This is a genomic window from Novosphingobium sp. Gsoil 351 (genome assembly GCF_009707465.1).
Taxonomy (GTDB): domain Bacteria; phylum Pseudomonadota; class Alphaproteobacteria; order Sphingomonadales; family Sphingomonadaceae; genus Novosphingobium.
Genome location: NZ_CP046120.1, coordinates 2,699,913 through 2,713,197, shown reverse-complemented (window position 1 = coordinate 2,713,197; position 13,285 = coordinate 2,699,913). Strand labels below are relative to the sequence as shown.

Below are 13,285 nucleotides of genomic sequence, written 5' to 3'. Positions count from 1 at the left end.
CGCTTTAACCGGACGATTAAATCGTCGCCCGGGAGACTCGGACCATGCCTGCTGCCTATATCGTCGATGCCGTCCGCACCGCGGGAGGACGCCGTGGCGGGCGGCTCGCCGGGGTCCATCCCGTCGATCTTGCCGCAGCCTCGCTTGACCACCTGGTGTCCCTGACGGGGATGGATCCTGGCGCAATCGAGGACGTGATCATGGGCTGCGTCAGCCAGGGCGGCCAGCAGGCCGGGCAGGTTGGCCGCAACGCGGTGCTGGCGTCGAAACTGCTGCCGGAATCGACCCCGGCGGTGACGATCGACCGGCAGTGCGGATCGAGCCAGCAGGCGATCCAGTTCGCCGCGCAGGCGGTGATGTCGGGCACCCAGGACGTGGTGATCGCCGCGGGCATCGAGAGCATGACCCGCGTGCCGATGGGCAGCACGAGCATGTTCCATGTCAAGGAAGGGCTGGGCCACTACAAATCACCGGGGCTTGAAGCCAAGTATCCCGGGATCATGTGGTCGCAGTTCATGGGCGCGGAAATGCTCGTCAAGAAGCACGGCTTCACCAAGGACGATCTCGACCGCTTCGCCTACGAAAGCCACCAGAAGGCCATCGCCGCGACCCAGGCCGGGGCGTTCACCGCCGAGATCGTGCCGATCACGATCGAGACCCCCGAGGGCGAGGCGCAGCACACCGTCGACGAGGGCATCCGCTTCGATGCGACGCTGGAAAGCATCGCCGGGGTCAAGCTGCTCCAGCCCGAAGGTTCGCTGACCGCGGCCAGTTCCAGCCAGATCTGCGATGGGTCGTCGGCGGCGCTGGTCGTCTCGGAAGAGGCGCTCAAGCGTTACGGCCTGACCCCGCTGGCGCGGGTTCACACGCTGACGGTGACCGCGGGCGATCCGGTGATCATGTTGGAAGAGCCGCTGTTCGCCACCGACAAGGCGCTGGCCAAGGCCGGGCTGAGCATCGGCGACATCGACCTTTACGAAGTCAACGAGGCGTTCGCAGGCGTGCCGCTGGCCTGGCTCAAGCACACCGGCGCCGATCCTACGCGCCTCAACGTCAATGGCGGCGCGATCGCGCTGGGCCATCCGCTGGGCGCATCGGGCACCAAGCTGATGGCCACGCTGCTTCACGCGCTGAAAGCACGCGGCAAGAAATACGGCCTGCAGACGATGTGCGAGGGCGGCGGGGTCGCCAACGTCACGATCGTCGAGATGGTCTGAACTTTCGCGGGGACCAAATTCTCGCTCGTGTCGAGCGAAGTCGAGACACGTCAAGCACAGCGCTCGCGTCCCTCGACTTCGCTCGGGACGATCGGATCTTTGATTAGGGGAATACGCATGAAACTCGACAGCACCGTAGCCGCCGTAGTCACTGGCGGCGCCTCGGGCCTCGGCGCCGCGACCGCGCGCGCGCTCGCCGCCAAGGGGGTCAAGGTCGCGATCTTCGATCTGCAGGAGGAAAAGGGCCTGGCCGTCGCCGCCGAGATCGGCGGCGTGTTCTGCGAGGTCAACGTGACTTCCGACGAAAGCGTCGACGCCGGGTTCGCCAAGGCCCGCGCCGCCCACGGGCAGGAGCGCATCCTGGTCAACTGCGCGGGCACCGGCAACGCGATCAAGACCGCCAGCCGGTCCAAGACCGATGGCAGCATCAAGCACTTCCCGCTCGACGCGTTCAACTGGCTGATCCAGATCAACCTGGTCGGCACCTTCCGCTGCATCGCCAAGTCGGCGGCGGGGATGCTGACGCTCGAGCCGCTGGAAGACGGCGAGCGCGGGGCGATCGTCAACACCGCCAGCGTCGCGGCCGAGGACGGCCAGATGGGCCAGGCCGCCTATTCGGCATCGAAGGGCGGCGTCGTCGGCATGACCCTGCCGATCGCGCGCGACCTGATGAGCGAGGGCATTCGCGTCAACACCATCTTGCCGGGCATCTTCGAGACCCCGCTGATGCAGGGCGCGCCGCAGAACGTGAAGGACGCGCTGGCGGCGTCGGTGCCCTTCCCCAAGCGCCTGGGCATCCCCTCGGAATACGCCCAGCTCGCGCTGACGATGATCGAGTGCGGCTATTTCAACGGCGAGGACGTCCGGCTCGACGGCGCGATCCGGATGGCCCCGCGCTGATGCGAAGGGCGGCCGCGCGGGTCTGCGAGAATTCGTTTTCCTACTTGGTGCGCAATTGGTTAGGCGCGCAACGATGACGATTTCCGGCGCGTCCTTCCCCGCTTTTTCGAGCGGGGCGGGGGGCGCCGGTTTTTTAAACCCTGGACTGTGGTCCATGTGGTCCAAGGAGAAGAACGCATGAGCGACTTCACTCAGATCCTGTACGAAGTCGCCGACGGCATCGCCACGATCACCCTGCACCGCCCGGACAAGATGAACGCCTTCACCCGGACGATGATGGCCGAGCTCATCGCCGCGTTCGACCGCAGCGATGCCGACGACGCGGTGCGCGCGGTGATCGTCACCGGACACGGCGAGCGGGCGTTCTGCGCCGGGGCCGACCTGACTCCTGAAGGCGGCGGACAGGTGTTTTCCGCGCCCGGCCAGGAAGCCGACCTGGGAAGCGAGGAGGTGCGCGATGGCGGCGGGCGGCTGACGCTGCGCATCTACGAATCGAAGAAGCCGGTGATCGCCGCGTGCAACGGCGCCGCGGTGGGCATCGGGGTGACCATGCAGCTCGCGATGGACATCCGCCTCGCTTCGGACAACGCCCGCTACGGCTTCGTCTTCGCCCGCCGCGGGATCGTGCCCGAAGCGGCCTCGAGCTGGTTCCTGCCGCGCCTGGTGGGCATCCAGCAGGCGCTCGAATGGTGCTACACCGCGCGCATCTTCGGCGCGCAGGAAGCCCTCGACGGCGGGCTCGTCCGCTCCGTTCACCCCCAGGCCGAACTGATGGACGCGGCCCGCGCCATCGCCCGCGAGATCGCCGACAACACCAGCGCGGTTTCGGTCGCGATGACCCGCGCGATGTTGTGGCGCAATGCGGCCCAGGATCACCCGATGGCCGCGCACCGGGTGGATAGCCGCGCGATCTATCGCCTGTCGAAAAGCGCCGACGCCGCGGAAGGTGTGCAAAGCTTCCTCGCCAAGCGGCCTCCCGCCTTCCCCGGCAAGGTCAGCAGCGATATGCCTGACTTCTATCCGTGGTGGGACGAAGCGAAATACGAATGAGCGAGGTGCTTCCTCTTCAGGCCGACAGCCCCGGGGCGCGGGCGCTGCTGCTCGAAACCGCCAGCGCGATCATGCGCGAGGGCGACATCGTCGACATCTCGTTGTCCGAACTCAGCTTGCGCTCCGGCCTCAATTCAGCGCTCGTGAAATACTACTTCGGCAACAAGGCCGGGCTGATGAAGGCGCTGCTCGATCGCGACATGGCCGCGATCACTCACAGCGTCGATGCCCTGTTGCGCAAGGACATGGACCCGGAGGCCAAGCTGAGCCTGCATCTGGGCAAGATGGTCGATACCTATTACGCGACGCCCTATCTCAACCGCCTCCTGATGCGGCTGGTGCGCGACAGCGATCCCGAAGAGGCGAGGCGGATCGCCGAGACCTATCTCACCCCGCTCCAGGACGCCTACGACCGGCTGATCAGCGAAGGGGTGCGCGCCAAGGTCTTCCGCCCGATCGATCCGCAGCTGTTCTATTTCAGCGCCACCGGCGCCGCCGACCGCTTTTTCTCCGCACGCCTGGTGCTGCGCCACTGCTTCGATCAGGACACCCTGACCGCGGAACTGCGCGATCGCTACAAGGCGCACATCATCGACCTGATCATGGCGGGCATCAGGGCCTGATGGGCGAGGCGGTGCTGCACGACTACTGGCGCTCGTCCGCCGCGTACCGGGTGCGGATCGTCCTCAACCTGAAGGGCATACTCTGGCGCGGCCTTCCGCTGGACATGATCGGCGGCGAACACAAGCACGACGACTACACCGCTCTCAATCCGCAGGGCCTGGTCCCCACGCTGGAGATCGACGGGCACGTCCTCACCCAGAGCCTCGCGATCATCGACTATCTCGACGCGACGCATAAGACCCCGGCGATGGTCTCCGCCGACCCGGCGCGGCGGGCGCGCACCCTGGCCCAGGCCTTGATCGTTGCCGCCGACATCCACCCGGTGAACAACATGCGCATCCTCAACGCCTTGCGCAGCGATTTCGGCGCGAGCGAGGAGCAAGTCCGCCTGTGGGTCCAGCGCTGGATCGCCGAAGGGTTCGCCGCGCTGGAACGGATGGCGCCGGAAGCGGGGCTGTTCGGTGGCGACATGCCCGACCTGGCAGATGTTTGCCTGGTCCCGCAGATGTACAACGCGCGCCGGTTCGAACTCGATCTCACGCCTTACCCCCGGCTGGTGCGGATCGATGCCGCGGCGCGCGCGCTCGATCCCGTCGCCCGCGCCGCGCCCGAGGCGGTGCGCGCCGGCTAGACTGCAACGCTTGCGCCGTTCACCGGTTGCAGTAGTAACGAGGCCATGCCCGCGAACAGCACCCGCCTGGCCGATTTCATGCCCTATCGCCTGTCGGTGACGACCAACATCGTCAGCGACCTGATCGCGGGGCGCTATCGCTCGCGTTTCGGCCTGAAGATTCCCGAGTGGCGGGTGATGGCAGTGCTCGGCGACGCGGGGGCGCTGACCCAGCGCGCGCTGGTCGGCGCGACGCGGATGGACAAGGTCGCGGTCAACCGCGCGTGCAAGGTGCTGGAGGAACGCGGGCTCGCCGCGCGCAGCCCCAACGCGCACGACGGCCGCTCGCACCACCTCGAACTCACCCCAGCCGGGCGCGACATGTTCGAACAGATCATGCCGATGGCGCTCGACATGGAGACCCGGCTGTTCGCCTGCCTGACGGCGCGCGAGACGGACCTGCTCAAGGCCACGCTGGGCAAGCTCGACCGGCAGGCCACCGCCATGCTCGGGGAAACCGGATGAAGCTCGCCTCTCTTCCCCAGGGCCGCGACGGGCGCCTGGTCGTGGTTTCCGACGACCTCGCCTGGTATGCCGAGGCTGGCCATATCGTGCCGACCCTGCAGGGCCTGCTCGATGATTGGGAGCGGCTCGCGCCCGAAGTCGGTTCGCTCGCCATCGAGCTGGCCCACGAGGCGATCCCCAGGCTGCGGTTTCACGAGCGCGAGGCCGCCGCCCCCCTTCCCCGTGCCTTTCAGTGGGTGGATGGCTCGGCTTACGTCAACCATGTCGAACTCGTCCGTCAGGCGCGCGGAGCGCAGCTGCCGGAGAGCTTCTGGACCGATCCGCTGATGTACCAGGGCGGGAGCGACGACTTGCGAGGCGCGCGCGATCCGATCACGCTGGCCGACGAGGCCTGGGGCTGCGATTGCGAGGCGGAGATCGTGGTGGTCACCGGCGACGTGCCGCAAGGCGTTACCCCCGAAGCGGCGCTCGACCACATCCGCCTGGTCGGGCTGGTCAACGACGTCAGCTTGCGCAACTTGATCCCGGGCGAACTGGCGAAAGGCTTCGGTTTCGTCCAGGCCAAGCCGGCGAGCCACTTCTCGCCGGTGTTCGTCACCCCCGCGGCGCTGGGCGAGGCATGGCGAGACGGCAAGCTTCACCTCCCGCTTCATGTCGATATCAACGGACAAGCCTTCGGCCGGGCCGAGGCTGGCGAGGAGTGCACTTTCGATTTCGGCGTGCTGATCGCGCATCTGGCCAAGACCCGGCGGATCGGGGCAGGCACGCTGATCGGATCGGGAACGGTCTCGAACCGCGACCCCGACGGCTCGCCGGGACGTCCGGTCGCCGAAGGCGGACGCGGCTATTCGTGCATCGCCGAGCAGCGCATGGTCGAGACGATCCGCACCGGCGCGCCCGCCACCCCGTTCCTCAAGTATGGCGACGTCGTCCGCATCGAAGCGCGCGACTTCCGCGGAAAAAGCGTGTTCGGCGCGATCGAGGGCGAAGTGGTGCGGGGCTGATCGCCCCACACCCAATCTTCGTTACTTCGTAGTGCCTGGTCCGCCGGCGGAGAACGCATCGCTTATCGAGCAGGCCGCCGGGCCGAGGATGACGACGAACAGCACCGGCAGGATGAACAAGATCAACGGCACGGTCATGATCGCGGGCAGGCGCGCTGCCTTTTCCTCCGCACGCATCATCCGCTCGTTGCGGAATTCGGCCGAGAGGACGCGCAGCGCCGATGCCAGCGGCGTACCATAACGTTCGGTCTGGATCATCGTCGTGACCACGCCCTTCACTGCGTCCAGGTTGACGCGGTAGGCCAAGTTCTCGAATGCCTGACGCCGTTCGGTCAGGAACGACATCTCGATCGCGGTCAGCGAGAACTCGTCGCCCAGCTCGGGATAGGCTCGCCCCAGTTCCTTGGCGACCCGATTGAAGGCGGCGTCGATGGTCAACCCGGCCTCGGCACAGATCACCAACAGGTCGAGCGCGTCCGGCAGACCCTTGCGGATTTCCTTGGTCCGTTTGGACACCATGTTGCCCACGAAGATGTCGGGGCTCTTGTACGCGATGCCGACTGTCGCCGCGAAGGCCATGAACCGCTTGAACGCGCCCCATTCGGGGAAATGGTTCGCCCAGTAGATCACCGCGGCGGCGGTCAGGCCGAGTACGATCGGAAGCACCATGCGCGCAAAAATGATCGCAACCGCCCATTCTTTCTGGCGGATCCCGGCCTGTGCCAGCTTTTGCTGGACGTCCGCGACCTGGCTGTCCTGGAGCACGCGCAGCGATTGCAGCGTGCCTTTGAGCTTGTCGGTGGTCTCGTTCTTGCGGATCAGGCTGACCCGCTTCTTGGCCGAACCGGTGACGATCCCGGCCTTGAGGTGTTCGCGGCGTTCGTTCAGCGCCTTGACCCGCTTGGCCATCGGATCGCGCACGGTGACCGCCGCGTAAATCGCCAGCATCACCGCCATCGCGGTGACCGCGACGAGGCACGTGCCGACGAAGATGACATCGACGCCGAGAAGAGTGGGACCGTGAGGAGTCAACATGGCTATTTCTCTTCCGCGGATCAGATTTCGAAGCTGACCATCTTGGCCATGATGAAGGCGCCGATCGACATCCACACCATCCCGCCAAGCCCGGCCACGATCAGCCGGTCTTCGGTAAAGAAGCCGCCTATGTACTTGGGATTGACGAACCAGATCATGGTGAAGACCAGGAACGGCAGCGACCCTACGATGTAGGCCGAAGCCTTCGATTCAGAACTCATCGCCCGGATCTTTAGCTTCATCTGGGCCCGCTTGCGCAGCACGTCGGCCAGGTTCGACAACGTCTCGGCAAGATTGCCGCCGGTCTCGCGCTGAATCGCCAGGGTGATGCAGAAGAAGCTGAATTCGGCCATGTCGAGACGGTTGGCGGTGTCCTGGAGGGCATCCTCCATCGTCTTGCCGACCTTGATCCGGTCGGTGATCAACTTGAATTCCTGGCCCACCGGCCCAGGCACTTCACTCGCCACCACGCCAAGCGTCTCGGTCACCGGCAAGCCCGAGCGCAGACCGCGGACCAGCAGCTCGATCGCGTCGGGAAATTTGGTGGTGAACTGGTTGACGCGCTTCTTGACGAAATAGTTGACCACCATGTGCGGCAGTCCGCCGCCGATCACCACCCCCGCGCCAAGCGAAAGCAGAGCGGCGTGCGACTTGAGGTAGACGATGACCGCGATGGCCAGACCAAGCCCGAGCGAGCTGTAGAGATACTGTTGCAGCGTCCAGCCCTTGCCGGTGCGGTGCAAGCGCAGCGTCAACGCTTCGATCCGGCTGCCCGAGCCGGCGACCTGGTGAAGCTTCGGCTTGCGCGCGGCGACGGCCTTGCGGAACTGTGCCTCGACCTTGACGTTGGCGCTTTCGGCATGACGGAACCGCACCGCCTGGAGGCGGCGCTGGCTTTCCTTGGAAGCCGATGGCCCCGACAGGGCCGAATAGCCAAGGACCATCATGGTCATCAGCCCCGCGGCCATAAGCAGCAGCTGGAAAATGCTCATTGCCGGCTTCCCGCCTTTCGGTGTCCGATTCCAGACCCGGGCTCGGACCGGCAGGCGCGGTTGGATCCGCCGCGCGCCAGCCCTTCGCCCGCTCGATTATTTCTTCTTCGGTGGCAGCATAGCCTTGAGGTCGAACTTGCCGAGCAGCGACTTCTTGCCCTGCACGACCTTTCCTTCGGCCTCGTCCGCAGCTTCCTCGCCCGCGCCCATCACTACCGTGGCGATTTCGCGCATCACCGCCCCCGCCTTGGTCGAACGGTTCGCTTCGGCGAACGTCTGACCCAGCTTGGCCGAGTTGGCCGCCGCCTTGATGTCGTAGGGCACGGTCAGATCGATCTTGCGCTCGATCGAGGCCTCGAAATCGGCCCGGCTGATTTCCGACATGCCCTGCTGGACCTTGTTGGCGACCACGATCGGACGGGCATGCGAGGCGTTGGTCTTGAGCCAAGAGAGAATCCGGATCGCGTCGCGCGCCGATGCCAAAGTCATTTCCGTCGCTACCACCACGACGTTCACGTCGGCCAGCAAGTGCGGAAAGTTGATCAGCATGTTGCGGGGCAGATCGACCACCGTCATCTCGAAAGCCTGACGGAATTCCTCCTCGAGCTGCACGAACGCGGCGCCGTCGGTCATCAGCGGCGAGCTCATCGGGGCTTCGGCCGAGAGCAGCGCCAGCTTGTCGTTGGCGCGGATCATGGCGCGTTCGATGAACAGCCCGTCGATCCGGCTCGGATTGTCGATCGCGTCGGTCAGGCCGCGGCCCGGCTCGAGATCGAGCGACAGCGCTCCGGTGCCGAAGTGGATGTCGAGATCGAGCAGTGCGGTGGGTAGCTTGTGCTCGACGCTGAACAGCCACGCGAGCGACGTCGCGATAGTGCTCGCGCCAACTCCGCCGCGGGTTCCGACAACCGCGGTCGAAATGTGCTTCTTGGCCGCGTGCGCATCCTGGTTCTTGGGCGCCATGAAGATCGTCTGGGCGGCGACCAGCGAGTCGCGCACCTGGCCGGCCGAGAGCGGCTTGAGCAGGTAGTCGTGAATTCCGCTGGAGAGCAGGTCGCGATAGAGCCGGACGTCGTTGACCTGGCCGACCGCGATCACCACCGTGCCGGGCTCGCAGACTTCAGCCAGCGCGTTGATATCGTTTAGCGGATCGCCGCTTTCGGACAGATCGACCAACAGGATGTTGGGGCTGGCGGTGATCGACAACGACTGGACCGCATTGCGCAGTCCGCCCTTGTGGCACTTTTCCGGCTGCCAGCCCATCTCGACCGCCACCGGGCGCAGGACGTCGAGCGCGGCTTCGTCGCAGATGAACGCGGCGAACGCGTCACGGCCGCCAACGGCCGCTGGTTTCCAAGGCGCGTTCATCTTACTTGCCTCCGCTTTCGGTTGAAGCCTGCTTGAGACCCTGTTCGCCGGTGGGCTTGGCCTCACGATAACTGTCGATCGCTTTGCTCGAACTCATCACCACGGTCTCACCAGTACCTTTGGCGCCGTGGAGCAGATGCTCGGGATCGGCGACCATCGAGGCGAGGTTGGAGTTCACCGCGCAGCCGTAGTTGGAATATGTTGCGTTGTTCAGGTTGACGTCGCTCTTGGCCGACCAGTTCGGGCAGTTGGGCACCGTCGCCGACGAACGGCTCACGATCACGCGGACGGTTCCCGGCGCGATTTGCCCGGTGGTAACCGGTGCGTCATCGCCGACCAGCAAGCCATAGCGCGCGGCGATCGCGGCGATCGCTTCGCGGCTCGCGCCGCTGGCACCCGGGTCGTCGATCGAGATGCGATCTCCGTAGCGCAAGTCGAGCGCCTCGAACCAGCCCGCCAAGCGGCGCTGCTCGGGAAGCGGCACTACCCCGCCATACGAGGCGACATCGAGGGTGTAGTTGGTCCGGCTCACCACCGGTTGGTTGAGACTTTCGAGCTGGCGGTTGGTCGCACAGCCGGACAGGCCGACGCCGAGCGCGCCCAAGAGCAGCGGGGTGAGAGCGGGCGCGATCGCGCGGAATAGGGTCTGGGTCATCACTCTCACCTTTTCAGCAGGGTGTTGAAGCCGGGATTGGCGGCATCGGCCTGGCGGTCCTTTTTCGACGGCTTGCCCTTGCTCTCGGCGGCGACCGCCGGGGCCGAGGGCGCGACCAGCTCACCGACCCGGGGACCCGCAGGCGCCGTACCCTCGTCCGCGGCACGCGGCATCGGGCGGGTCGCGCCGGACTTGCCGTCGTTCTCCATGTTGCCCAGCAGGCGCTGGAGCTCGGTCGGGGTCTGGAACCCGTCAGTCGGCAGCTTGATGGCGTTGGCGTCGACCGGGTTGACCAGATACGGGGTCACCACGATCACCAGCTCGGTCTCGCCCTTGCGGAAGTTGGTCGAGCGAAACAGCGCGCCGAGCACCGGAATGTCGCCCGCGCCCGGAGTCTTCTTGAGCAGGTTCTGCGCATTGTTGCTCATCAGCCCGGCGATCATGAAGCTTTGCCCCGAACCGAGTTCGACCGTCGTTTCCGCGCGGCGAATGGTCAGCGCGGGAACCTGGAAGCCATTGAGCGTGACCGCTCCCTGGGTGGAAAGTTCCGACACTTCGGGCCGCACCCGCAGCGAAATCCGGCCGTTGGCCAGCACCGTCGGGGTGTAGGCCAGGCTGACGCCATACTTGCGGTATTCGATCGAGGTCGAGCCGAGGCCCTGGCTGATCGGAATGGGAAACTCGCCGCCCGCGAGGAAGTCGGCGGTTTCGCCCGAAAGCGCGGTCAGGTTGGGGTTGGACAGCGTCGTCACCAGCCCGACCGTCTCCCCCAGATCGAGCGCGCCTAGCAGGTTGAGGCCGAGCAGGCGGCCCGCCCCTGCAAACGTCGAACCGACGCTGACGGGGCTGACCGAAGACCCGTTCACCTGGATCGTCTTGGTCGGATCGTTGGGATCGGGGATGGCGATCTTGAGCTGGTTGCCCACGCCCAGCGCCTGGCCGGGTCCGGCGTAAACGCTGGGAGCAAAATTGCGGCCGCCCTGGCCCAGGCCGAACTGGAACCCGCCGCTCCCGTCGATCGTGGTAAGGTTGACCCCCACGTCGCGGATGAACGAGCGGCTGACTTCGGCGATCCGCACCTGCAGGTTGACCTGCAGCGGGGTCGCCGTGCGCAGGCGGCTGATGACATTGGTGGTGGGGCCGACGAACGCCTTGACCAGGCGCTCGGCTTCGGCCGCGTCCTCGGGCGCGGCGACCGTGCCGGTAAGCAGCACCGTGCCGTTCATCGTGGCGACGTTGACGTGCGCGTCGGGCATCGCGAGGCCGAGCATCTGATCGACCGAATCGAGGTTCGAGCCGACCCTGACGTTGGCCGACCAGATCGTCTGACCCGCGGCATTGCTGGCGTAGACCGTGGTCTCGCCGCCCGCCTTGCCAAACACGTAGAGCTGGTTGGCGTTGCGCACCTGGACGTCGGCAACCTGATCGTTGGCGACGAATACGTCGGCCATCTTGCTCGGCAGGGTGACCAACTGGCCGCGTCCGATCGAGAGGACGATGTCGTTGGCGGGGCGCGACACGTTCTGGGCGTGGGCGCTGCCAGCGGGCAGCACGGCCAGCGGAGCGACCGCGCAGGCGGCACTCAGCAGGGTGGCGATCAAACGGCGATTCATGGTCTTGCCCCTCATGATGGCGTGACGCGGGTGCGAACCTGCGACGCGCATCTTATTTGCCCCCCACGGGCACGACTTCGATGGTCTTGCCGCGGCTGATGCGCACGGTCGGACCCGGATTGAACACCACGTTGGTCGCGCCCGACGGCGGGCCGCTGACCGCAGCCACGGTGGCGGCGGCCTGGCGGGCGAGTTCCATGCGCGAGGCGGGCATCGAGCGGCGCTGGAAGCGCGACACGTCGCCGCCGGTGACGAACGTGCTGCCGCTGTCCATCGGCCGGCTCATCGCCGCCTTGAGCAGCTTTTCTTCCTGTTCCTTGGTCGCGCCCTCGGGGATCGAGACATCGCCCGCGGCGATCGCCCGCTCGAGCTCGCCCTGGTTGTCGGCGATCGCCCGCAGCGACAGGCTGAGCGTGCCGATGGTCTGGGCGACTGCGATCTTTTCGGCGATCTTGGGCGTAGCCTCAAGGGTGACGGTCTTGAATTCCTTGACCACGGTCTTGCCATCGACGGTCGAGCTTTCGGTCGATTGGTCGGTGGCGAGGACGCGCAAGTTGCGCAGGATGGTTTCCGAGGCGCGCAGCGGCTCGCCGTCCTGGGCCTGGACGGTCTGGGTCAACACCAGGTCGATGTGATCACCCGGGAAGACGAAGCCGGCGACGCCGGTCTTGGCCGAAACCGGCACGGTCACCGCACGCATCCCCGGGCCAAGCGCCGCGGCCAGGAAGCCGCGATCGCCGGGAGCGACCAGCGAGCCTTGCGTCAGCGGCTCACCTGCGGTCACCGCAAAGCGAACCACGGTGCCCAGCAGCTTCGAGACGTCCGCCTCACCATTGATGAAATAGGCGTCCTGGACCATGTCCTTGGGCCAGGCTTGATAAGCCAGGGCATCGGCGGTGATGATCGTGCCGACAGGCAGCGCGCGTTGCGCCACCAGAACCTTGGGTCCCTTAGCCGCCGCAGCCGCAGCCGCGGCATCCGCCGTGGGCGCGGCGGCGCCCGCGAAAATGCTCCTCGCCAATAGCGCGGTGCCGATCGCGACGATCAGCGCCCCCACCAGCAGCATCATCTTCTTTCTGTCCATGGCTAAAGCCCCGCCCCTTCGAAAGTCATCCCGAGCAATCGGGGATAATGGTTAAAATCCGGTGTTAATCGCCGATGCGGCCATCGGCCCGTACGTGCTGGCGATGACCCACAGCCCAGCAGCGGAGATTGCGACTCCATAGGGAACCTCCAGCTTGCCGCCCCGCCGCGCGATCCGATGCCAGGCCATACAGACCAGCGTCAGCGCGCCGCCGAGCAGCGCCATCGCGATCACGAGCTGCAGGAACGGCTGCCACGGCAGCCATAGCGCCAGTGCCGTCAGCAGCTTGACGTCGCCACCGCCCATCGCGCCCAGCGCGAACAACCCCGCCAGCATGCCGAAGGCGGCGAGACCCAAGGCCAACTGCGCGCCTACTCCCGGCCACAGCGACAGCCCGCTCGCCCACCAGAAGGCGGGGGCAGCCATGGCGATCCCGAAGGTCAGCCGATTGTGGATGAGGCGGGTGCGCAGATCGCTGGCCGCCGCTACGAGCAGCGCGATTGCCAAGGCTGCGAGCAGCCCGTAAGCCAGAATTCCCCCCGTCATAGGGGCTAGTGCTTACGCACCATGGCTTACCAAATAGTAACTATCGGCGGCAGGGCGAAATT

At 66.1% G+C, this 13,285-nt stretch carries 14 protein-coding genes; 7 read left to right on the top strand and 7 right to left on the bottom strand.

Annotation, left to right across the window (positions count from 1 at the left end; genetic code table 11):
• Positions 1 to 44: 44 nt before the first annotated feature.
• The 7 genes from GKE62_RS13090 (at position 45) to GKE62_RS13060 (ending at position 5,930) form a co-directional block, all read left to right on the top strand.
• Positions 45 to 1,217, top strand: a complete 1,173-nt coding sequence (locus GKE62_RS13090) for an acetyl-CoA C-acetyltransferase (protein ID WP_154692621.1) — start codon at positions 45 to 47, stop codon at positions 1,215 to 1,217.
• Between the two features lie 117 nt (positions 1,218 to 1,334).
• Positions 1,335 to 2,117, top strand: a complete 783-nt coding sequence (locus tag GKE62_RS13085) for an SDR family NAD(P)-dependent oxidoreductase (RefSeq protein WP_154692620.1) — start codon at positions 1,335 to 1,337, stop codon at positions 2,115 to 2,117.
• A gap of 177 nt (positions 2,118 to 2,294) precedes the next feature.
• Entirely contained in the window at positions 2,295 to 3,167 is an 873-nt protein-coding gene (locus tag GKE62_RS13080; RefSeq protein ID WP_154692619.1) for a crotonase/enoyl-CoA hydratase family protein, read from the top strand.
• Complete coding sequence (locus GKE62_RS13075; protein WP_154692618.1) at positions 3,164 to 3,790, top strand: TetR family transcriptional regulator; 627 nt, start codon at positions 3,164 to 3,166, stop codon at positions 3,788 to 3,790. Before GKE62_RS13080 ends, GKE62_RS13075 begins: the two co-directional genes overlap by 4 nt.
• Positions 3,790 to 4,422: a maleylacetoacetate isomerase gene (gene maiA, locus GKE62_RS13070; RefSeq protein ID WP_154692617.1), complete on the top strand. Its 633-nt coding sequence runs from the start codon at positions 3,790 to 3,792 to the stop codon at positions 4,420 to 4,422. Before GKE62_RS13075 ends, maiA begins: the two co-directional genes overlap by 1 nt.
• 45 nt (positions 4,423 to 4,467) lie before the next feature.
• Positions 4,468 to 4,926, top strand: a complete 459-nt coding sequence (locus GKE62_RS13065; RefSeq protein WP_154692616.1) for a MarR family winged helix-turn-helix transcriptional regulator — start codon at positions 4,468 to 4,470, stop codon at positions 4,924 to 4,926.
• Positions 4,923 to 5,930: a fumarylacetoacetate hydrolase family protein gene (locus tag GKE62_RS13060; RefSeq protein ID WP_154692615.1), complete on the top strand. Its 1,008-nt coding sequence runs from the start codon at positions 4,923 to 4,925 to the stop codon at positions 5,928 to 5,930. The genes GKE62_RS13065 and GKE62_RS13060 overlap by 4 nt, the downstream gene beginning before the upstream one ends.
• A gap of 21 nt (positions 5,931 to 5,951) precedes the next feature.
• Here the strand turns inward: GKE62_RS13060 and GKE62_RS13055 are convergent, their stop codons facing one another.
• From GKE62_RS13055 to GKE62_RS13025, 7 genes are all read right to left on the bottom strand, one after another.
• Entirely contained in the window at positions 5,952 to 6,965 is a 1,014-nt protein-coding gene (locus GKE62_RS13055; protein ID WP_154692614.1) for a type II secretion system F family protein, read from the bottom strand.
• Positions 6,966 to 6,985: 20 nt separating this feature from the next.
• Positions 6,986 to 7,957, bottom strand: a complete 972-nt coding sequence (locus GKE62_RS13050; RefSeq protein WP_154692613.1) for a type II secretion system F family protein — start codon at positions 7,955 to 7,957, stop codon at positions 6,986 to 6,988.
• Between the two features lie 96 nt (positions 7,958 to 8,053).
• Entirely contained in the window at positions 8,054 to 9,325 is a 1,272-nt protein-coding gene (locus tag GKE62_RS13045) for a pilus assembly protein CpaE (protein ID WP_154692612.1), read from the bottom strand.
• Position 9,326: 1 nt separating this feature from the next.
• A complete protein-coding gene (locus tag GKE62_RS13040) occupies positions 9,327 to 9,980 on the bottom strand; it encodes a CpaD family pilus assembly protein (RefSeq protein WP_154692611.1) in 654 nt (217 codons plus the stop codon).
• 5 nt (positions 9,981 to 9,985) lie between these two features.
• Complete coding sequence (locus GKE62_RS13035) at positions 9,986 to 11,593, bottom strand: type II and III secretion system protein family protein (protein ID WP_154692610.1); 1,608 nt, start codon at positions 11,591 to 11,593, stop codon at positions 9,986 to 9,988.
• A gap of 52 nt (positions 11,594 to 11,645) precedes the next feature.
• Positions 11,646 to 12,677: a Flp pilus assembly protein CpaB gene (cpaB, locus tag GKE62_RS13030; protein ID WP_154692609.1), complete on the bottom strand. Its 1,032-nt coding sequence runs from the start codon at positions 12,675 to 12,677 to the stop codon at positions 11,646 to 11,648.
• 51 nt (positions 12,678 to 12,728) lie between these two features.
• A complete protein-coding gene (locus GKE62_RS13025; RefSeq protein WP_154692608.1) occupies positions 12,729 to 13,223 on the bottom strand; it encodes a prepilin peptidase in 495 nt (164 codons plus the stop codon).
• Positions 13,224 to 13,285: the final 62 nt, after the last annotated feature.